The sequence below is a fragment of the Pseudooceanicola sediminis genome (genome assembly GCF_003575965.1).
GTDB lineage: Bacteria > Pseudomonadota > Alphaproteobacteria > Rhodobacterales > Rhodobacteraceae > Pseudooceanicola > Pseudooceanicola sediminis.
This window is the reverse complement of sequence record NZ_QWJJ01000002.1, coordinates 171,090-192,116: the sequence shown is the minus strand read 5'-3', so window position 1 is coordinate 192,116 and position 21,027 is coordinate 171,090. Positions and strand designations below refer to the sequence as shown.

Genomic DNA, 21,027 nt, shown 5'->3' with positions numbered 1-21,027 from the left:
CCATGTCCATGAATTCCATTGGCGATCTCGCCCAGAGTTTTATGCTGCGCCAACAGCATACCGACCTGAAAACGCGCATGAATTCGCTGGTGCAGGAGCTGGCCAGCGGTCGCACGGCGGATGTATCGCGGCACCTGTCCGGCAGCTATTCCTACCTGTCGGACGTGCAGCGCAACCTGACCCTGCTGGAGGGCTACGATGCGGCCACCGGCGAGGCGATCCTGTTCACCGACGCGATGCAAACCGTGCTGGGTCAGTTTCAGGACCTGGCGACGGACCTTGGCCTGGCGTCGATGAGCGCGGCCAACAGCAAGGTGTCAGAGGTGATGTACAACGTGTCGGATCGCGCGGTGCAGGACATGGCGCTGATGGTCAGCTCGCTCAACACCGAGGTGGCGGGACGGGCGTTGTTTTCCGGTGTCGACAGTGACACCACGCCGCTGATCTCCTCGACCGAAATGCTGGACGAACTGCGCACGCTGATCGCGGGCGAAACGACGCTGAGCGGCATCCAGGCCAAGCTGGATTCGTGGTTCGATGATGCGGGCGGCGGGTTCGAGACGCTGGCCTATCAGGGCGCGACAGCCTCTCTGCCGCCGTTCCGCCTGGGTGCGGGGGAGACGGTGAACCTGGACCTGCGGGCCGGTGACGATTCGATCCGGGTGCTGTTGAAGCATACCGCGATGGCCGCTCTGGCGGCGGACAAGTCGCTGGGGTTCCCACGGGAATTGCAGGAAGAAATGCTGATGACCGGCGGACAGGGACTGTCGTTCGAACAGCAGGGGCTGGTGCGGATTCGCGCCGACCTCGGCTATGCGCAGGCCCGAACCGAGGAAAGCGCAACGCGGATCGCCGCAGAAAGAACGGGGTACCTCATGGCGCGCACTGAATTGCTCGAGGTCGACCAGTATGAGGCGGCGACGCAACTTGAAGACCTGCAATATCAGCTGGAGGCGCTGTATTCCGTCACGGTGAAGTTGTCGCGTCTGTCGTTGACGGATTTCCTGTGATGCTGAGATGTGTCCTTTCTGCGCTGGCGATCGTCCTGGGGCTGAGCCTGCCTCAGATGGCTGAGGCCGCCCCGATCCGCATCAAGGATCTGGTGGAATTCGACGGTGTGCGCAGCAACGACCTGGTCGGGTATGGCCTGGTGGTGGGGTTGAACGGCACTGGTGACGGGCTGCGCAATGCACCGTTCACCGAAGAGATCATGTCGAACATCCTGGAACGGCTGGGCGTCAACGTCGCCGGCGAACAGTTCCGGCCCAAGAACGTAGCCGCGGTGTTCGTCACCGCCAGCCTGCCGCCCTTCGCGCGCGCGGGGGGGCAGATTGACGTCACGGTTTCGGCCATCGGGGATGCGGGCAGCCTGCTGGGCGGCACGCTGATCATGACCCCGCTGAACGCGGCGGACGGGCAGATCTATGCGGTGGCCCAGGGCACGGTGATCGCCGGGGGGGCCGCCGCCGCGGGCGATGCGGCGCAGGTCATTCAGGGCGTTCCGACCGCCGGAGTGATCCCGTCAGGCGCACGGGTCGAACGGGAAGTCGATTTCGAGCTGGCGTCACTGACCACGTTGCGGTTGGCCCTGCGCAGCCCGGATTTTACCACCGCAGGCCGCATCGAGCAGGCGATCAACCGAGAGTTCGGTCGACGTGTTGCGCAGATGCTGGATTCGGGGACAGTTCGCCTGGACATCACGCGCACACGGATGGATTCGCCAGCGCATGCGCTCGGCCGGATCGAGAATATCCGGGTCGAGCCCGAGCTGAAGGCGGTTGTGGTGGTCGATCAACGCTCCGGCACCATCGTGATGGGCAACGATGTGCGCATCAGCCGGGTCGCGGTGTCACAGGGCAACCTGACGCTGCGGATCGAGGAGGCCCCGATCGTGGTGCAGCCGAACCCCTTTGCCGAAGGGCAGACGGTGGTGGTGCCACGGACAAACGCAGCGATCCAGGAAGAGCCGGGGATCGGGTTGGCCGAAATCGACGAGGGCACATCGCTGTCCGAGGTGGTGGCCGGTCTGAACGCGCTTGGCGTATCGCCGCGCGACATGATCGACATCCTGAAAAGCATCAAGGCCGCAGGCGCGCTGCATGCCGAGTTCCTGGTGCGCTGACCGGGCAAGAGGCTTGCGGAACAAGAAAAAGGGGTCAGTTTCCTGACCCCTTTTTTAACTTTTCCATACGCGTCGGAATGGACGCGACCGGGGCAGGTTCGATCAGAACGTCTGGTCGTAGTCACCGACGCCGGGTTCGGTGCGGATCACGTCGTCGATCTGCTTGAAGATCGCACGCAACTCTTCTTCGCTTTCCGAGCTTTCGCAGACTACGACGAGGTTCGGCGTGTTCGAGGACGCCCGCACCAGACCCCAGGACCCGTTTTCCAGAATGACGCGGGCGCCGTTGACGGTGACGACTTCCTTGATCGGCTTGCCGGCGAAGGTTTCACCGGCCTTCTCAATGGCGACCAGCTTTTCCACGATACGGTCGAGAATATCGTATTTCTCGGTATCCGAGGCGTAGGGCGACATGGTCGGGGTGGAATAGGTGACGGGCAGTGCCTTGCGCAGGTCCGACATCTTCATGTCGGGATTGCGATCCATCAGCTTGCAGATTTCCACGGCGACGCGCATGCCATCGTCGTAGCCGCGCCCGATCGGTTCGGCCAGGAAGTAGTGGCCGGACTTTTCAAAGCCGGCCAGCGCACCGAGTTCGTGCACACGGCGTTTCATGTGGCTGTGGCCGGTTTTCCAGTAGTCGGCCTTGGCCCCGCCTGCGATCAGGTCGGGGTCGGAGGCGAAGAGACCGGTGGATTTCACATCAGCCACGAAAGTCGAGTTCGGGTAGAGCTTGATCAGGTCGCGGGCCATGATGACACCGACCTTGTCGGCAAAGATTTCCTCGCCCTCGTCATCGACAACGCCACAGCGGTCGCCGTCACCGTCAAACCCGAGCGCGAAGTCTGCCCCCGAGTCGGTGACGGATTTCGACATGTCATGCAGCATTTCCATGGCTTCGGGGTTGGGGTTGTAGTGCGGGAAGGTGTAGTCGAGCGTGTTGTGCGACGGCACGATTTCGACGCCGAGGCGTTCGAAGACCTTGGGGCCGAATGCCGAGGCCGAGCCGTTGCCCGTGGCGCAGACGACCTTGAGCTTGCGGGTCATCTTGAAGTCACCGACGAGGTCATCGAGGTAGGCATCGAATACGCCATCGACGAATTCGTACTTGCCGCCGTCGCGCGCCACGCCTTCGCCGTTCAGGACGATGTCACGCAGTTCGCTCATTTCATCGGGGCCGTGGGTCAGGGGCATCGCAAAGCCCATCTTGACGCCGGTCCAGCCGTTGGGGTTGTGCGACGCGGTGACCATGGCCACGCCCGGCACGCCGAGGTGGAAAGAGCTGAAATAGGCCATCGGCGTGATGCAGGGGCCGATATCCTTGACCGTGATCCCGGCCTGCATCAGGCCAAGGATCAGCGCATTCTTGATGGTCAGCGAATAATCGCGGTAGTCGTTGCCGACGGCGATCACCGGCTCGACCCCACGTTTGTGCATCTGTGTGCCGAGGCCGAGGCCGAGGGCCGTCATGCCCGGCAGGTTGATTTCTTCGGGGTATTTCCAGCGGGCGTCGTATTCGCGGAACCCCGTCGGCTTGATCATCGGGTCACGCAAGAATTCCCAAGTGTTGGGGGTGACGGTGGAAATGGGTTTTGTCATGCCAAGGCGTCCAGTCGAAAAGGATCAAAAATTGCAGTTACGCAGCTAGTCGTAGCGGGCCTTGCGGGATCGATCAACAGACGCCCGTTAGCGCCGGACGAAAAATCCTGAACACGTCGACAAGTGGCGGAGGCCCGCCGGTAATTCGTGCAGGGCAGGGCCATTGGACAGCACCTGCATCCCGCTTTATATGCCTGTGTCACAGGCAAGCGTCGGGGAGTCCATATGAAACAGAAATTGTTCGGTACCGACGGGGTGCGTGGGCGGGCCAACAAATGGCCGATGACGGCGGACGTCGCCTTGCGGCTGGCGGCTGCGGCGGGGCGGTATTTCCGGCGGGACGCACAGGAGCACCGTGTGGTGATCGGCAAGGACACGCGGTTGTCCGGCTATATGCTGGAAAACGCTCTGACGGCGGGCTTTACCTCGACCGGCATGAACGTGTTCCTGTTCGGGCCGGTGCCGACGCCCGCGATCGGTTACCTGACGCATTCCCTGCGCGCGGATCTGGGGGTGATGATCTCGGCCAGTCACAACCCGGCCGAGGACAATGGCATCAAGTTCTTTGGCCCCGACGGTTTCAAGCTGTCGGACGAGGCCGAGGCCGAAATCGAGCGGCTGATGGAAGAGGGTGTGCCCCCTGCGCAGTCGGGCAACATCGGGCGCGCCCGCCGTTATGAGAATGCGCGCGAACGCTATGTCGAGTTTGCCAAGAACAGCCTGCCGCGCACGACCCGTCTGGACGGGCTGCGCATCGTGCTGGATTGTGCCAACGGCGCCGCCTATCGCACCGCGCCGCAGGTCCTGTGGGAACTGGGGGCGGAGGTCTTTCCGATGGGGGTGGAGCCCAACGGCTTCAACATCAACGAAGATTGCGGATCGACCAGCCCTGAACAGGCGGCGCGTCGCGTACGAGAGACGCGGGCGGATGTGGGCATCTGCCTGGATGGCGATGCCGACCGGGTGATCCTGATCGATGAGAATGGCACCGTGGCGGATGGCGATCAGATCATGGGCCTGATCGCGTCGCGCTGGAAGGCCGAGGGACGGCTGGCCAACGATACGCTGGTGGCGACCGTCATGTCGAACCTGGGGCTGGAGCGTTACCTGGGCCAGCAGGGGATCGCGCTGGAACGCACGGCGGTCGGGGATCGCTATGTCGTGGAGCGGATGCAGGCGGGCGGCTTCAACCTCGGCGGAGAGCAATCGGGCCATATCGTGATGACGGATCACGCGACCACAGGCGACGGGCTGCTGGCGGCCCTTCAATTCCTGTCGGCGATGGTGGAGACGGGTCAGCGGGCAAGCGAACTGGCTTCGGTGTTCTCTCCGGTGCCCCAGAAGCTGGTGAATGTGCGCTTTGCCGAGGGCAAGGCCCCGCTGGACACTGACGCCGTGCAGCAGGCAATTGCCGACGGAGAGACGGCGCTTGGCCATGGCGGCCGGTTGCTGATCCGCAAGTCCGGGACCGAGCCGCTGATCCGGGTGATGGGCGAGGCCGAGGATATGGGGCTGCTGGACAGCGTGCTGAACAGCATCGTGCAGGCCGTGCGCGCCGAAAGCTGAGGGCTGGCCCCCGGCGATGCGGCGCCAGCGGGATCGGCTGCTGACCGGGATCAGTCCCGCAGATCGGCCAGTTGGTTCGCGCGGTCTGACCAGAGGCGCCGCGCGGTTGCGCCCGGGGTCGGTTCCCCCAGCGTGGCGAGGGCCAGTTCCGCGGTGCCGATGACGATCGCCTCGGCAAAGGGGTCGTGCCAGTCGCCTGACCAGAGGCCTGCCAGAAGGGCGGGATCGCTCCATCCCTGATTGAGCCGGGTGGTTTCATCCAGTAGCGCCGGGGCGGTGCCATCGAAGGCGGCGGCGTCGCGCAGACCGAACAAGGCGATGGACTTGGCGGGGTTCCGTTCGAATTCGCCGCCTCCGCCCTTGATCACTGTCAGGCTGTTTTGTCCCAGAAGTTTGCCCGCATCGGCCTGCAAATCGCGGTAGGGCGGGTGAAACACCCCCTGCACGCTGGCGGCGGCATGTGCAGGATTGAGGACGCGCAGAACCGTATTGACGCAGGAGCGCACGCCCAGCTTGTCGCGCAGGCGCAAGAGGTCGAGCAGGCCGGGTTGAAAGGATTCAAGCGGCAGGTAGGCGATACCGTCACGGCCAAGCAACCTGCCCGCCTCTGCAACGGAGGGCGCGGTCGCGATGCCGGCAAAGGGCAACGCCTGACGCACTGACGCGCTGGTCGCCATGTGGTGTTCGGAGTTCCAGCCGTGCATCAGCACCGTGTGACCAGACCGCGCAACCAGCCGCGCCGACAGCAGGAAGAACGGCAAGCCGCGGCTGCGCCCGGCGGCGTAGGAGGGCCAGTCAAGCGCGGGTGGCGTGATCTGGGGCAGCGTGGCACGGGCCGCAGCGACGAATCCGGCGATTTCCTCCGGTACCTCGCCCTTCATCCGCAGCAACATCAGCAGCGCCCCTATCGCCTCAGGGTCGCCTTGGCCGTCGAGGATGATGCGCATGGCATCGAAAGCCTCCTCGTAGGTCAGGGATCGCGACCGGCCGGGCCCGCGGCCGAGCGTGCGCACATGGGGGGCAAGGGCGGTCATTCTGCCGCCTCGCGCGATGTCGCGGTGCGGGTCAGCAGGTCAGCCAGTTCAGGCCGGCAGGAGCCGCAGTTGGTGCCTGCTTGCAGGGCGGCCCCGATTTCGGCGACCGACCGCAGGCCCTTGTCCGCGATGGCGGTCAGGATGGTGTTCACCCCCACGCCAAAGCACGAACACAGGGTCGGGCCGGGGTCGGGCTGATCCGCGCCGATGCGCCCCGACAGGGCAAGGGGGGCCACCGTGCCCGTCAGCCCGGACAGGTAATCGCGCATCACGGCAACAGGCGTGGGTGAAACGAAAAGCGCGGCCCGAAGGCGGCCTGCGTCGTGAAATGCCGCGCGGAAGGTGCCGCGCCGTGCGTCTGAAAGACTTTGCATGTCGCCTCCCTCGATCCCGAACAGGGTTGCAGCATACGCCTCCCAGTTCTCGGGTAAAGCGGTGCCTGCGATTTCGGCGCGCCAGCCTTGGGCAGTTCTGGCGCGCGCCCAATAGTCGGCGGTGGGGGTAAAGCTGTCGGAGGATATGGCGAAGGCGTACCAGCGGGCGGGGAACGGGGCGATGCGGGCGGCGGCGGCCTTGCTCTCCGGTTGGCCCGAAATCGGATCGGTGACCGGGGCGATCAGCGTGTCGATGCGGGCCGAGGGGGCGTTTTCACCTGTCCAGTGCATGGGGGCAAAGATATCGCCCGGTTGCACGCGATCGGTGATCAGGGCGCGCAGGATGGCGCGGCCATGGGGGGTGGTGACCTCGACCAGGGCCGAAGGGGTAATGCCGCGGACGGCGGCGTCACTGGGGTGCAGTTCGAGAAAGGGTTCGGCGAGGTGCGAGGACAGGCGCGGCGATTTCGCGGTGCGTGTCATCGTGTGCCACTGGTCGCGGATGCGCCCGGTATTCAGGCGCAGGGGAAAGCGCGGTTGCAGTCGGGCAGCGGGCGCGCGATGCGTCAGCGCCAGCATCCGTGCCCGCCCGGACGGTGTGAAGAACCGACCGTCACCGAAAAAGCGCCCGCCGGTCCTGCCCGCGCTGACAGGCCAGCGCGTTGGGGCAAGGGCGTCATAGGCGGCATCTGAAATGTCCGCGAGGCCGGAGATGTCGAAATCGAGTCCAAAGCCGCCCGCGATCCCCGAAAGTGCAGCATATTCGCGAAAGATCTCGGACGGGGTGGTATAGTCGAAGGCCGCATGCCAACCCATGCGGCGCCCGACCTCGGCCAGCTGCGCCCAGTCGGGGCGGGCCTGTCCCGGGGCGGGCAGAACCGTGCGCTGGCGGCTGATCGTGCGGTCGGAGTTGGTGACAGTGCCGGATTTTTCGCCCCATGCAGCGGCCGGCAGCAGCATGTGAGCCAGCCGCACCGTGTCGGTCTGGGGGGTGATGTCGGAGCAGACAACGAAGTCACACCCTGCGATGGCGGCCTTGACCGCGTCGGCGTCGGGCATGGTGACGGCGGGGTTGGTGTGCATGATCCAGAGCGCCTTGATCTGCCCCGAGGCAACGGCCTGAAACATCTCGACCGCCTTGAGGCCAGCGGTTTCCGGCATCGCCCGGGCATCCCAGAACTGGCGCAGAGCCTGCCGGTGATCGGGGTTTCCGATGTCCATGTGGCAGGCGAGGGTATTGGCCAGCCCGCCGACCTCACGTCCCCCCATAGCATTGGGCTGACCGGTGACGGAAAACGGCCCCATGCCGGGGCGCCCTATGCGCCCTGTGGCAAGGTGGCAGTTCAGGATGGCATTGACCTTGTCCGAGCCGGAAGAACTTTGGTTGACGCCCTGAGAGAAGACGGTGACGACCTTTTCCGTGCCGATCCACAGGTCGAAGAACCGCTGCATCAGTGCCGGATCGAGGCCGGTGACCCCGAGGTCGCAGGCGCGGGCCGCAGCGAGCGCGGGGTCGAAGCCGTCGACATGCTGGGCGAAGGTATCATCGCGCGCGCCCTGCTGCGCGATGGCTGCCAGCAGTCCGTTGAACAGCGCCACGTCGCTGCCGGGTTTCAGTGGCAGGTGCATGTCGGCGCCGTCGCAGGTGGCAGTGCGGCGCGGGTCGATGACGACGATCTTCATGCTCGGCCGTGCCGCCTTGGCCGCGACGATGCGCTGATACAGCACCGGGTGACACCAGGCGAGGTTGGAGCCGGTGAGGACCACCAGATCGGCCTGCTCAAGATCCTCGTACGTGCCGGGGACGGTGTCGGTGCCGAAGGCGCGTTTGTGCCCTGCCACCGTCGACGCCATGCAAAGCCTTGAATTCGTGTCGATATTGGCGGACCCGATAAACCCCTTCATCAGTTTGTTGGCGATATAATAGTCTTCGGTCAGCAGTTGACCTGAGACGTAGAAAGCCACGCTGTCGGGTCCATGTTCCGCGATTGCCGCGCTGAACTTGTCGGCCACGGTTTGCAGGGCACTGTCCCAGTCGATCTGCGTGCCGTGGTAGAGAGGATGCGTCAGGCGCCCGTCAAGATCGACGGTTTCGCCCAGGTTGGTGCCCTTGGAACAGAGGCGCCCGAAGTTGGACGGATGATCGGGATCCCCGCGCACCGCCAGCCCGCCTGCGGTATCCGCGCGCAGCAGGACCCCGCACCCGACCCCGCAATAGGCGCAGGTCGAACGTGTTTCCGGCGGGCCGGGGGGCGTCATCAGGCGGCGCTCCGCGAGCTGACACTGGCAGCGTCCAGCAAAAGGCGGCCGGCCTCGATGCGGATCGGGTATGTCGGGATCTGGCCGGTATCCATCCCCTGTGCCTGCCCGGTTTCCAGATCGAAGATCATGTTGTGCAGCGGGCAGGTGACGGAGGTGCCGTGCACGATGCCCTCGGACAGGGGGCCACCCTTGTGCGGGCAGGTGTTGCCGACGGCAAAGACCTGCGCTTCGGTCGTGCGAAACACGGCAAGGCAGCCCGCGCGCGTTTTCACCACGCGCGATCCGCGCAGGGGGATGTCGTCGATATGACCGATGTCGATCCAGCTCATAGGGGTGTTCATTCTGCGGCCTCCTGCGTGAGATCGGCAAGCGGTTGGTAGAGCGCGGCGCGGGTCTGGTTGTGATCTGCCCAGGGATCCTTGCGATAGACGGATTGCGAGATTTCGAACCGTTCGTTCAGCGCGGCGCGGGTGGCATCGTCGGAGAGCGTTTCCTTGACCCAGTCGAGGCTGACCTTGGCGACCCATTTGTAGGCGCGATCCAGATACTTGCCGTTTTCGCGATAGAGCTGGACGAAGGCGGCGACCCATTCGATGGCCTCCTCCTCGGTTCGCGCGTCATGCAGGCGTTCGGTTTCCTTGACGTCCATGCCCGCCGCGCCGGCGACGCTGACCTGATAGCCGCTGTCGACGCAGATGATGCCGACGTCCTTGCACGTCGCCTCGGCGCAGTTGCGCGGACACCCCGAGACGCCCAGCTTGACCTTGTGCGGCGTCCACGACCCCCAGAGCTTTTTCTCAAGCTTGATGCCGAGGCCGGTGGAATCCTGCGTACCGAAGCGGCAGTGATCCGTGCCGACGCAGGTTTTGACAGTGCGCAGCCCCTTGGAATAGGCGTGCCCGGAGACCATGCCCGCCTGATTGAGGTCGTACCAGATGTCGGTCAGATCCTCTTTCTTGACGCCGAGCAGGTCGATGCGCTGACCGCCGGTGACCTTGACGGTGGGCACCTTGAACTTGTCGGCGGCATCGGCAATCGCGCGCAGCTCATCCGGGGTGGTGATGCCGCCCCACATGCGCGGCATGACGGAATAGGTGCCGTCCTTCTGGATATTGGCGTGGTTGCGTTCGTTGACAAAGCGCGATTGCAGGTCGTCCTGATATTCAAGCGGCCAGTCGGCCAGCAGGTAATAGTTGATCGCCGGACGGCACACGTGGCAGCCGTTCGGGGTTTTCCAGCCCAGTTCCTGCCAGACGGCGGGCTGGGATTTCAGTTCTTGCGACTTGATCAGGCGACGCACGTCTTCGTGGGTCAGATCGGTGCATTTGCAGACCGGTTGCGCGGCGGGCCTGACGAAATCGTCGCCCAGCGTGACCGACAGCACCTGTTCGACCAGCCCGGTGCATGTCCCGCAGGAGGCGCTGGCCTTGGTGGTGGCCCGGATCGCGCCGAGGTCGGTCGCGCCGCCCTCGATCGCGGCGGTGATGGCCCCCTTGCAAACGCCGTTACAGCCACAAATCTCCGCCTCAGGCGGTAAGGCTGCAACGGCTGCCATAGGGTCCGCCTGGGCACCCCCTTGAAACGCGGGGCCAAAGATCAGGCTGTCGCGCATTTCCGAAATGTCGGTGCCGTCCTTGATCAGCCCGAAGAACCAGTTGGCATCGCCCGTATCGCCGTACATGACTGCGCCGATCAGCTGATCATCCTCGATCACCAGGCGCTTGTAGACGCCACGGCCGGGATCGCGGAACACGATATCCTCGCGCCCGTCGCCACCTGCGAAATCCCCGGCAGAGAAGAGATCGCAGCCGGTGACCTTGAGCTTGGTCGACAGCTCACGCAGCTTGAAGGCGTCAGCCTGCCCCAGAAGGGTTTTCGCCAGCACCTTGGCCTGATCATAGAGCGGCGCGACAAGGCCGAAGAGATTGCCGTTGAATTCGACGCATTCGCCCACCGCATAGACATCGGGGTCGGAGGTCTGCATCTGGGCGTCGACCTCGATCGCGCGACCGCAGGTCAGGCCGCAATCGCGCGCCAGTTGCACGGCGGGGCGGATGCCGACGGCCATGACGACGATATCGCAGGGCAACACGGTGCCATCGGCAAGGTGCACCGCCTCGGCCGCATCTCCGCCGGTGATTTCCTGCGTCGAAGCCTGCAGGATCACGTTGATGCCGCGCTTTTCCAGATCGCGGCGCAGCAGGTATCCGGCGGCCTCGTCCAACTGACGTTCCATCAGGTGCGTCGCGATGTGCAGCACCGTCACCTCCATGCCGCGCAGGCGCAGACCGGCGGCGGCCTCAAGCCCCAGCAGACCGCCGCCGATGACGACAGCGCGGGCACCGGGCTTGGCTGCCGCCGCGACCATGGCGTTGGTGTCCTCAAGATCGCGGTAGGCGACGACGCCCTTCTTGTCGTGGCCGGGCAGCGGGATGATGAAGGGGGCGGAGCCGGTGCCGAAGATCAGCTTGTCATAGGGCACCTCGCCCTTCTCACCGATGACGACGCGGCGGTCGCGGTCCACCGCGATGACCTTTTCGCCAAAGCGGCAGGTGACGTTGTTGTCGGCATACCAGGTATCGTCATGGGTGATGATTTCCGCATATGTCTTTTCGCCCGACAGCACGGGCGACAGCATGATGCGGTTGTAGTTGCCGCGCGGTTCTGCGTTGAAAACAGTGATGTCGAAGGCGTCGGGCGCGGTGTCGCGCAGATGTTCGAGGACACGGCCAGAGGCCATGCCAGCACCGATTATGACCAGTTTCTGCATGTTCCGTCCTTCCTTTCAGCAATACCAGGCGATGATGTGGGCGACCTCGCCATCCAGATGGATGGGCAGGGCGACGGCGGTGTCATACCCCTGCGTCAGTGCGGCATTTCCCGTTTCGACAGCGGGCAGACCGGTCGCAAGGACGCGGCCGATCAGGCCCTGCCATGGGGTAGCGCGACGTGGCTCTTCTGTTTCGCCGACCCAGAGCGCGCCGTCGCGGGCGCAGATACCATCCGCCAGCACCGCAGATTTCCCGGCCTTGCCGACGCGGGCAGATCTGGCATCCCACAGTTCGAACCGGCGGGCGATGGGGGTGCCGAGGGCCGAGAGCAACGCCAGAACATAGGTCGCGCCCCCCGGCACGGGGATCGGCAGGCCGAGGCCGGTGGTCAGCCCCGCCTTGCCCGCACTGTCAGCGCGGATGAAGCGATAGCCCGAGCCGAGATCGCGCATCAGCATCGGCGTCTGCGAGGCCCAGACGCCCCCCGGCAGGCCCTGCCCACGCGGAAAATGCGTGTGCTGCGAGACCCACTCGAAATGTTTGGCCGCGCCGTAATAGCCATCGTCCAGCATCAGCACGCCATCGTTTTCCTTCCAGACCTCGATGGCGCCGGTGCGGATGTTGTCATTGGCGCAGAGCACGACCAGAACCGCCTTCAGGGTCTTGCCGCTGAAGATCGGCACGGCGACGGCGGCGGTCAGGCCGGCCTCCTGCGCGGCCTCGGTGCGTTGAAAGTACGAACCGTCGAATTCCTTCAGCACGATGGGACGTTGTTCGGCCCAGGCCTTGCCGGGCAGGCCCTCGCCACGGGCGAAGCTGGCGTGACGCGAGGCTTCGGCAAAGCTGTCGAGGGTGCCATAATGCCCCTCGCCCAGAACCAGCCGATCCCCCTGGGGCACCCAGATTTCTGCGACTTCTATGAAGGTCTTGACCGGAAGATCGAGTGCGGCGTCCATCACGCGGCCTCCTGCTTTGCTGTGTCATCCTGGGTGGCGGATTTGCCCTTTGCGCCATGTTCATATTCTTCGAGAAAGCTGAGAACCTGTTCGCGGTAGAGATAGTAATCGGGGTGCTCCAGCAGCGCCTTGCGGGTGCGCGGGCGGGGCAGCTTGACCTCGGTGATCTTGCCGATGGTGGCCTGCGGGCCGTTGGTCATCATCACCACCCGGTCGGCCAGCAGGATCGCCTCGTCCACGTCATGGGTGACGCAGACGGCGGTGACCTTGGTGCGGCTCCAGACCTCCATCAGCACCTCCTGCAACTCCCACCGCGTCAGGCTGTCGAGCATCCCGAAGGGTTCATCGAGCAGCAGCAGTTTGGGCGACAGGGCGAAGGCGCGGGCGATGCCGACGCGCTGTTTCATGCCGTTCGACATCGAGTCCGCCAGCCGGTCCATCGCATCGGCCATGCCGACGCGTTCGAGGTAGTATTCGATGACATCCTGCCGCTCGGCCCGGCTGGCCTTGGGGTAGACCTTGTCGACGCCGATGGCGACGTTTTCGCGTGCGGTCAGCCAGGGGAAAAGGTTGGGCGACTGAAAGACGACGGCGCGTTCGGGGTCGGCGCCTTTCACGTCGTAGCCATCCAGCTTGATAACCCCTTTCGAGATCGCGTTGAGGCCCGCCGTCATCGTCAGCACGGTGGATTTGCCGCAACCCGAGTGCCCGATCAGCGAAACGAATTCGCCGCGATTGAGCTTGAGATTGAAATCCTCAACCACGGTCAGGGGGCCTTTGGGCGTCGGATAGACCTTGTGAAGCTGTTCATAAGACAGGAATTTCTGGTCGATCATGCCCTTTTGCGCATCGACGACGGCGGCAGGCAGACTGTGGATTGGCTGGACGTTGGGCAGGCTGCGTGTGCCTTCGATCCGGGACTGGATGCCGACGTCCATCAGGTAGGTGGTGACGCGGGCGCGCAGGGCCTTGAAGCCTTCGTCATGGTTCATTTCGCTGCGGTCGCGCGGGCGCGGCAGGGTGACGGGGATTGCATCGCCCAGGGTGCCATCGGGATTCAGTGGCACGATGCGGTCGGCCAGCAGGATCGCCTCGTCCACGTCATTGGTGATCAGGATGCAGGTCTTGCGGTCCCGTTCCCAGATCGCGAGGATCTCATCCGCGAGGTTGGCGCGGGTCAGGGCATCCAGCGCCGAAAGGGGTTCGTCCAGCAGCAGCATTTCGGGGTTCAGCGCCAGGGCGCGGGCAACCGAAACCCGCTGGCGCATCCCGCCAGAAAGTTCGGCAGGGCGGCGCGTGGCAGCATGGGACAGGCCGACCATCGCAATGTAATGCAACGCTTTTTTCTGTTTGTCTTTCTTCGCCATGCGCGGGTTGGCGGCGTCGATGGCCAGCATGACATTGCCCATCACGGTCAGCCAGGGCATCAGCGAGTAGCTTTGAAACACCAGACCGCGTTCGGGGCCGGGGCCGGTGATCGGCGCGCCCTTGAAACGGACCGTCCCGCTGTCGGGAAATTCCAGCCCGGCGATCAGGTTCATCAGGGTGGATTTGCCCGAGCCAGAGAAGCCGAGGATGGCGACGAACTCGCCCTCCTGCACGTCGAGGGAGATGCCGCGCAGCACCTCGGCACGGGACAGGCCGGTCCCGAAGCCCTTGTTCACATTGTCAAAACTGAGGATTGCCATGGTGCTTACCTGTTGTTCGAGAAGGTGAAGAGGGACTGGAGGGCGTACATGACCCGGTCGAGCAGGAAGCCGATGATCCCGATGGTGAAGACGGCGACCATGATCCGCGCGAGGGAGGAGGAGGAGCCGTTCTGGAATTCGTCCCAGACGAATTTGCCAAGGCCGGGGTTCTGGGCCAGCATCTCGGCCGCGATCAGGACCATCCAGCCGACCCCGAGGGACAGGCGCAATCCCGTGAAGATCAGCGGCAGGGCCGAGGGCAGGACCAGCTTGGTGATCTTGGTATAAGTGTTCATTTTCAACACTCTGGAGACCGAGATCAGATCCTTGTCGATGGAGGCAACGCCGAGGGAGGTGTTGATCAGGGTGGGCCAGAGAGAGCAGAGCGTGACGGTGATTGCCGAAACCAGGAAGGATTTCGAAAACATGCCGTCGTTGGTGGCGTAGACGGCAGAGACGACCATCGTGACGATTGGCAGCCATGCCAGGGGCGAGACCGGTTTGAAGATTTGAATCAACGGGTTGAGGGCTGCGTTGGCGGTGACCGACAGACCCGCAGCGATACCGAGCGGGATGGCGATGGCCGAGGCGACGAGGAAGCCGAAGAACACCGTCTTGATCGAGGTCCAGATCTGTTCGTAGTAGCTGGGCGCGCCGGTATAGGGGATGTCCTTGACCTGATCCGCCTTGCCCTGTTCGATCAGACGGGCGTTGCGTTTATCTATACGGTCTTGAAAATCCTGCCTTTTTTGCGCTGTGAGCTGCGCCTCATGGTTCAGGTTCACGGCCTCGGACCAGACGGCGGCAGGGCCGGGGATCGCGCCGAGCGAGGTCTGCACCTTGGGTGCGAGATAGCCCCAGAGCGACAGGAAGACCACGATGGCCAGCAGGGGCACCATCAGAAGCCGCCAGATATCGCCAAGTTGGGCGCGGGGATTGTCGCCTGCCAGGGCCTTGAGGATCGGGGTGACCCAGGCGAGACCGAGGACGTTGAGCCATTTATCGGCGGTGTTGATGCGGGTGAAAAGCCGTGCGCGGCGGGCCGCCCTGGCCTGGACACGTGCAAAATCTGGATCGACTGTTGTCATGGCTCAACTCTCTGATCTGATGGCGAAAAGCACGTCGGTATCCTGTCGGTATCTGAGCGGTGCCTGTGGCAGTGCGAAGGGCGGTCGCCGGAGCGGTGCGCAGGCCCGCCCTTCGGTGTTTCGCGCAGCGCCGGTGGTGTGCCCTGAACGGCGCTGCGCGGGTGCTTTGCCGGGCGAGGTCCGGCGACGAGGGGCGGTTACGTCACCCCTGGATTTCGGTGCCGACGACCTTTTGGTCGCCCTTGAGGCCGATGGGCAGGGACTCGAGGTAGGCGTTCGGGGTCTTGCCGTCATAGCTGATGCCGTCGATCACATCTGCCGCCGGAGTCGGGGCCTTGTAGCCATCGCTGTCCCAGGGGAAGTCGGCCTCGTCCGCCAATCCTTCGTCGACCAGCATGCGGGCGGCCTGAAGGTAGATCTCGGGCTTGTAGACGGAGCGGGCAACCTCGTCGTACCAGCTGTCGGGCTTGGCGTCGGCAATCTGGCCCCATCGGCGCATCTGGGTCAGGTACCAGACCGCATCGGAGTAGAAGGGGTAGGTGGCGTTGTAGCGGAAGAAGACGTTGAAATCGGGCACCTCGCGCGCGTCGCCCTTTTCATACTCAAAAGTGCCGGTCATCGAGTTGGCGATCACCTCGGCATCCGCGCCGACGTATTCGGGGCGCGACAGGATCTCGACCGCTTCGGGGCGGTTGGCGTTGTCGTTCTCGTCCAGCCAGATGGCGGCACGGATCAGCGCCTTGGTGATGGCGAGGGTGGTGTTGGGGTTGGCATCGGTGAATTCCGCGGACATGCCGAAGACCTTTTCCGGGTTGTTCTTCCAGATCTCGTAATCGGTGATCACCGGCACGCCGATGCCCTTGAAGACGGCCTGCTGGTTCCAGGGTTCACCGACGCAATAGCCCGAGATGGTGCCGGCCTCGAGCGTGGCGGGCATCTGCGGTGGCGGGGTGACGGAGAGATAGGCCTGGGCGTTGATCTGACCCGAGACGTTTTCAGGGCTGTAATAGCCCGGTTCGATCCCGCCGGCGGCCAGCCAGTAGCGCAGTTCGTAGTTATGGGTCGAGACGGGAAAGACCATGCCCATGTTGAAGGGTTTGCCTTCGGCCGCGAATTTCTCGATCACGGGTTGCAGGGTGGAGGCCGAGATCGGGTGCACCACCTTGCCATCGGCGCCGGTGTCCAGCTGCGGTTTCATCATGTCCCAGACCTCGTTGCTGACCGTGATGCCGTTGCCGTTCAGGTCCATCGAGAAGGGGGTGACGATATGCGCCTCGGTGCCGTAACCGATGGTGGCGGCCAGGGGTTGGCCTGCCAGCATGTGCGCGCCGTCGAGCTGACCGCCGATGACGCCATCGAGCAGCACCTTCCAGTTGGCCTGCGCCTCAAGCGTGACGAACAGGCCCTCGTCATCGAAAAAGCCCTGTTCATAGGCGACGGCGAGGGGGGCCATGTCCGTCAGCTTGATAAAGCCGAAGGTGAGCACGTCCTTTTCGAGGTCGAGCATTTCGGCATGGGCCGGTGCGACCAGAGCGGTGGTGGCAGCAAGCGAAAGGATCAAGTTCTTCATAGGTTACCCCGTTTATGGCCCGGGGTTCACAACCGCCCGGGCAAACACGAAAAAAGCCACATCGACCTACCCCGATGCCTGTGCATCAGAGAGTCGAGCGGCTTTGCTCAGTCGTACCCAATCGGTGGGAGAATTCGGTTCGGTGGGCGCCATTGCCTACCTACGCCCTTGATCTAGACGGGGCCGGGCCACAAAAGCAAAGAGAAGATGATGCGCGGCGTCAAAAACGCAGGCAAAGACCCGATTTGCCCATTCCGGGGGCAAAGTGACGCGATTTTTTTGTGCGTCACTCGGCTGTCGGCTCAAAAACACGGCCATCGAAGAACGTATCAGGCAGCAGGGACAGGTGACCGGAGGCAGAGGCGATGGACGTTTCGGAGCGAATCGCGCCCTCGATCTTCATCGACGCGCCGGGCAGGTCGGCCTCGGTTCCTGCCAGGGCAGCGCGGTGCAGGTCGGATCGGAACGAGGCGCGCCCGGCACGCAGGGCCTGATCGCGGTCCAGCCCGGTGCGCGCAGCCAGTTGCAGCGCAATCCATTCCGCCTGACTGCGCCAGGGGAATGTGGCGGTGCCCTTGTGAAAGCCGACAAACCCCGGCACCTCGCGCATGTCGCCGCGAGGGCCGATGATCAGCCGACCCGAGAGGGCACGGTCCAGCACCTCGGCGGGGAGGTCGAGGTAATTGCCTGCCGAGAGGATCTCGGCGGCGAGGCTCTTGGAGGCCGGATCGGACAGCCAGCGCCCGGCACGCCAGACCGACCGGATCAGGCGGCCCAGCAGGGCGCCTTCGGTTTCGGCCCAGTCGGTGCGCACGGCCAGCACCTTTTCCGGGGCAAAGGCCCAGATTGCACGGGTCGGCAGCAGCAGTTCACCGGCGGCATTTTCCACGGTGATGGAGCCCCAGGGTTCGCCCACGCAAAAGGCGTCGATTTCCCCGGCGGCCATGGCATCGGCCATCAGCGCCGGGGGGATGGTGCGGATCAGAACGCCTTGCGGCGCGGGCAGACCGACGGCAGACAGCCAGTAGTACAGCAGTTCGGCGTGCATCGAGAAGGGGAAGGGCACGCCGATGCGCAGCGGTTTGTCGGGGCGCTTGGCGGCGATCAGCGCCAGACCGGCATTGCGGGCATCGTTGAACGCGAAGTCATGGCCAACATCGCGCAGCCGCCGTGCCAGATCGTTGCTGACGCCGATGACATTGCCGTTCACCGACAGCACCGACACCGCCGAGATCGGCCCGCCGTTGCCGCCGAGCCCGAGCGCGGAGGCCACGGGGACGGGCGCCAGCATATGCGCCGCCTCGACCCGGCCGAACACCAGCATGTCGCGCAGCGAGGACCAGGAGGGGGCCTTGATCAGGTCGAGGTCCAGCCCCTCTTCGGCAGCGAAGCCCATCTCTTGCGCCACGATCAGCGGCGCGGCGTCCACGAGGCCGATATAGCCGACAGAGAGAGTGGCCCCCTTCATCCCAGCAGGCCCGCGGTGGTCACGAGCGCCTGCGCCACGTCCGCGACCCGGCGGCCCTGATCCATCGCGGTCTTGCGCAGCAGGGCATAGGCTTCGTCTTCGTTGACGCCGCGCGCCTTCATCAGCACGCCCTTGGCGCGGTCGATGACCTTGCGTTCTTCCAACGCCTTTTTCGTGGCGGCGAGTTCGGTGCGCATCCGCTGAAACATGTTGAAGCGGGCGACGGCGGCATCGAGGATGGGTTTGACGCGATCTGCCTTGAGCCCGTCGACAACATAGGCGGAGACGCCAGCCTCGATCGCGGTGCGGGTCAGGCCGACGTCGGACTGGTCGACGAACATGGCGACGGGCCGTTCAAGAGGGCCGGAGGCGAGGGTCAGCTCCTCGATCGTATCGCGCGAGGGGTTGGCGATATCGACCAGCACCATGTCGGGATTGTGGGCGCGGATCGAGCGGGCAAGGCCCGTCACCTCGGAAATGACATGGATGTCGTAATCGCCAGCACCGCGCAGGCTGTCGACGATCAACAGCGCCCGGTCGCGATCCGGTTCGACGACGATGATGGAGAGCTTGTCCGGCATGACCTCGAAATGTCGCGGAAGGTCACAGGAAGTAAACGGGGATTCCATCAAGCGCCGGAGGCCGTGCCGACAATCGATGTCGCTGCCCAAGAAACCGGCAACTGCCGGGCCCTGCGCCGCGGCGCTGCGAGGGCGCTGCCAGCGCGCTGCCCGTGGCCCGATGTGCGGACGATGGCGGCCCATGACGCCGCACGCAGGTGATATGTGCGCGATTGCGGGGATGCAAAGTGGTGCGAAACGGGTACATTTTCCTTAGCGAGAGGAGAATGTCATGAGCTGGAATCCTGCTGTTGATCTGACCGACCCCGAGGCGATTGCCCGCGATGCCATCGAATCCGTGATCGTGCCCCGCGCCCGCGATATCGGCGGGTTCGAGGTGCGCCGCGCCTTGCCGGCCCCGCGCCGCCAGATGGTGGGGCCGTTCATCTTTTTCGACCAGATGGGCCCGGCGGAACTGGTGACAGGGCAGGGCATAGACGTGCGCCCGCATCCCCACATCGGGCTGGGCACGGTGACGTATCTGTACAAGGGCACGTTCCACCACCAGGATTCCATTGGCAGTGACCAGCTGATCAAGCCGGGCGAGGTCAACTGGATGGTCGCGGGCAAGGGTGTCAGCCATTCCGAACGCTCGCCCAGTGCCGAGCGTGAGGGCCCGCAGAGCCTGTATGGCATCCAGACCTGGATTGCCCTGCCGGAGGACCACGAGGAGCGCGCGCCGATGTTCGAACACTTTGGCCAGCCGGACCTGCCGATGTTCGAGGCCGAGGGCATCACGGCGCGTCTGATCCTGGGCAGCGCGTTTGGCCGGACGGCCCCGGTGACGCTGTTTTCCGAGGCGTTCTATCTGGATGTGACGCTGCGGCCGGGGCGGGCCTTTCCGTTGCCCGACGATCACGAGGATCGCGGCATTCACGTGACTCATGGCGAAATCACCGTGGCGGGCGAGGTGTTTCGCGCCGGGCAGATGATGGTGTTTCGCCCCGGCGACAGGATCAGCGTGCGGGCCGGGGCAGAGGGTGCCCGGTTCATGGCCCTGGGTGGGGCGACGCTGAACGGGCCGCGCTATATCTGGTGGAATTTCGTGGCCTCGAGCGAAGAAAAGATCGAGGCGGCCAAGATTGCCTGGCGGATGGCGGATTGGGGCAAGGGCGTGTTCGACCTGCCGCCGCAGGATCGGGCCGAATTCATTCCCGCACCGGACGATGGCCCCGGCAATCTGACGCCGATGCGGGCCGGGACGCGCGTGCCGGGGCGAGGCTGACGCGACCAGATAGCGGCACAGGCATCCAGAGGGGGGCCGAGGCAGGGGGCGGCGATGATCACGGATATCGAGACATTTTTCCACCAGGGCTGCGGGCGCTGTTCCCGGTTCGCGACACCGGAGTGTTCGGTGCACCTGTGGGAAAATGGCCTGAGCGATCTGCGCCGGATCTGCTGCGCCGCGGGACTGATCGAAACGGTGAAATGGGGCCACCCCTGCTATGTGCACGAAGGGCGCAACATCGTCATCATCGGGGCCTTTCGCAGGCACTTCTGCCTCAGTTTCTTCAATGCGGCCCTGATGAAGGACCCCGCGGGGGTGATGGTGCGGCAGGGGCCGAATACGGACCATCCCAATCTGATCAGCTTTGACGACGCCGCGCAGGTTGCCGCGCAGGAGGGACTGATCCTGTCCTATCTGAAAGAGGCGATGGGATATGCCGAGGCGGGCATCAAACCGGAAAAGGTGCAAGCCGCACTGGACTACCCTGACGAACTGGTCGAGGCGCTGGAGGGCGATGCAGAGCTGGACGAGGCCTTTCGGGCGCTGACACCGGGCCGCCAGAGGAGCTATGTCATCAATCTGAACGGGGCAAAGCAATCTGCGACCCGCGTGGCCCGTATCGCGAAATTCCGCGACAAAATTCTGGCCGGAAAGGGCGCGAGCGAGCGCTAGGACGCCCGC

16 protein-coding genes are annotated in these 21,027 nt (G+C 64.5%); 5 read left to right on the top strand and 11 right to left on the bottom strand.

The genetic code is table 11. The features are described 5' to 3' along the window. Positions 1-2: 2 nt before the first annotated feature. Both DL237_RS02810 and DL237_RS02805 read left to right on the top strand, forming a co-directional pair. Positions 3-1,010, top strand: coding sequence for a flagellin (locus DL237_RS02810; RefSeq protein ID WP_119397504.1), 1,008 nt, complete (start codon positions 3-5; stop codon positions 1,008-1,010). Further along, positions 1,010-2,122, top strand: a complete 1,113-nt coding sequence (locus tag DL237_RS02805; RefSeq protein WP_119397503.1) for a flagellar basal body P-ring protein FlgI — start codon at positions 1,010-1,012, stop codon at positions 2,120-2,122. The genes DL237_RS02810 and DL237_RS02805 overlap by 1 nt, the downstream gene beginning before the upstream one ends. Positions 2,123-2,224: 102 nt before the next feature. Here DL237_RS02805 and DL237_RS02800 read toward each other — a convergent pair whose 3' ends face one another. Beyond that, positions 2,225-3,721, bottom strand: coding sequence for a phosphomannomutase/phosphoglucomutase (locus tag DL237_RS02800; RefSeq protein ID WP_119397502.1), 1,497 nt, complete (start codon positions 3,719-3,721; stop codon positions 2,225-2,227). A gap of 225 nt (positions 3,722-3,946) precedes the next feature. Here DL237_RS02800 and glmM point away from each other — a divergent pair, with 225 nt between their 5' ends. Then, a complete protein-coding gene (gene glmM, locus DL237_RS02795; RefSeq protein ID WP_119397501.1) occupies positions 3,947-5,287 on the top strand; it encodes a phosphoglucosamine mutase in 1,341 nt (446 codons plus the stop codon). 50 nt (positions 5,288-5,337) lie between these two features. Here the strand turns inward: glmM and DL237_RS02790 are convergent, their stop codons facing one another. From DL237_RS02790 to DL237_RS02745, 10 genes are all read right to left on the bottom strand, one after another. After that, on the bottom strand, positions 5,338-6,321 hold the full coding sequence (locus tag DL237_RS02790; protein WP_119397500.1) for a glycosyl transferase family protein: 984 nt from the start codon (positions 6,319-6,321) through the stop codon (positions 5,338-5,340). Beyond that, positions 6,318-8,954 carry a nitrate reductase gene (locus tag DL237_RS02785; RefSeq protein WP_119397499.1) on the bottom strand — a complete coding sequence of 879 codons (2,637 nt, stop codon included), beginning with the start codon at positions 8,952-8,954 and terminating at the stop codon, positions 6,318-6,320. Before DL237_RS02785 ends, DL237_RS02790 begins: the two co-directional genes overlap by 4 nt. Next, the gene (nirD, locus tag DL237_RS02780) at positions 8,954-9,286 is read right to left on the bottom strand and encodes a nitrite reductase small subunit NirD (RefSeq protein WP_119397498.1); all 333 of its coding nucleotides are present in this window, start codon (positions 9,284-9,286) and stop codon (positions 8,954-8,956) included. Before nirD ends, DL237_RS02785 begins: the two co-directional genes overlap by 1 nt. A gap of 8 nt (positions 9,287-9,294) precedes the next feature. Then, positions 9,295-11,727 carry a nitrite reductase large subunit NirB gene (gene nirB, locus DL237_RS02775; protein WP_119397497.1) on the bottom strand — a complete coding sequence of 811 codons (2,433 nt, stop codon included), beginning with the start codon at positions 11,725-11,727 and terminating at the stop codon, positions 9,295-9,297. A 15-nt stretch (positions 11,728-11,742) separates the two neighbouring features. Continuing rightward, the gene (locus DL237_RS02770; RefSeq protein ID WP_119397496.1) at positions 11,743-12,684 is read right to left on the bottom strand and encodes a GAF domain-containing protein; all 942 of its coding nucleotides are present in this window, start codon (positions 12,682-12,684) and stop codon (positions 11,743-11,745) included. Next, complete coding sequence (locus tag DL237_RS02765) at positions 12,684-14,372, bottom strand: ABC transporter ATP-binding protein (protein ID WP_119397495.1); 1,689 nt, start codon at positions 14,370-14,372, stop codon at positions 12,684-12,686. The genes DL237_RS02770 and DL237_RS02765 overlap by 1 nt, the downstream gene beginning before the upstream one ends. A 5-nt stretch (positions 14,373-14,377) precedes the next feature. After that, positions 14,378-15,460: an ABC transporter permease gene (locus DL237_RS02760; protein WP_119397494.1), complete on the bottom strand. Its 1,083-nt coding sequence runs from the start codon at positions 15,458-15,460 to the stop codon at positions 14,378-14,380. 202 nt (positions 15,461-15,662) lie between these two features. Next, positions 15,663-17,030 (bottom strand): CmpA/NrtA family ABC transporter substrate-binding protein, encoded by a 1,368-nt coding sequence (locus DL237_RS02755; protein WP_119397493.1) that lies wholly within the window; start codon positions 17,028-17,030, stop codon positions 15,663-15,665. 286 nt (positions 17,031-17,316) lie between these two features. Then, the gene (locus DL237_RS02750) at positions 17,317-18,498 is read right to left on the bottom strand and encodes a CmpA/NrtA family ABC transporter substrate-binding protein (protein WP_119397492.1); all 1,182 of its coding nucleotides are present in this window, start codon (positions 18,496-18,498) and stop codon (positions 17,317-17,319) included. After that, complete coding sequence (locus DL237_RS02745; protein ID WP_119397679.1) at positions 18,495-19,079, bottom strand: ANTAR domain-containing response regulator; 585 nt, start codon at positions 19,077-19,079, stop codon at positions 18,495-18,497. The genes DL237_RS02750 and DL237_RS02745 overlap by 4 nt, the downstream gene beginning before the upstream one ends. A gap of 271 nt (positions 19,080-19,350) precedes the next feature. On the opposite strand from DL237_RS02745, the gene DL237_RS02740 reads away from it, so the two are divergent. Together DL237_RS02740 and DL237_RS02735 are read left to right on the top strand one after the other, a co-directional pair. Further along, a complete protein-coding gene (locus tag DL237_RS02740) occupies positions 19,351-20,343 on the top strand; it encodes a pirin family protein (RefSeq protein ID WP_119397491.1) in 993 nt (330 codons plus the stop codon). A gap of 54 nt (positions 20,344-20,397) precedes the next feature. Continuing rightward, positions 20,398-21,018 carry a YdeI/OmpD-associated family protein gene (locus DL237_RS02735; protein WP_119397490.1) on the top strand — a complete coding sequence of 207 codons (621 nt, stop codon included), beginning with the start codon at positions 20,398-20,400 and terminating at the stop codon, positions 21,016-21,018. The last annotated feature ends 9 nt before the right edge of the window (positions 21,019-21,027 follow it).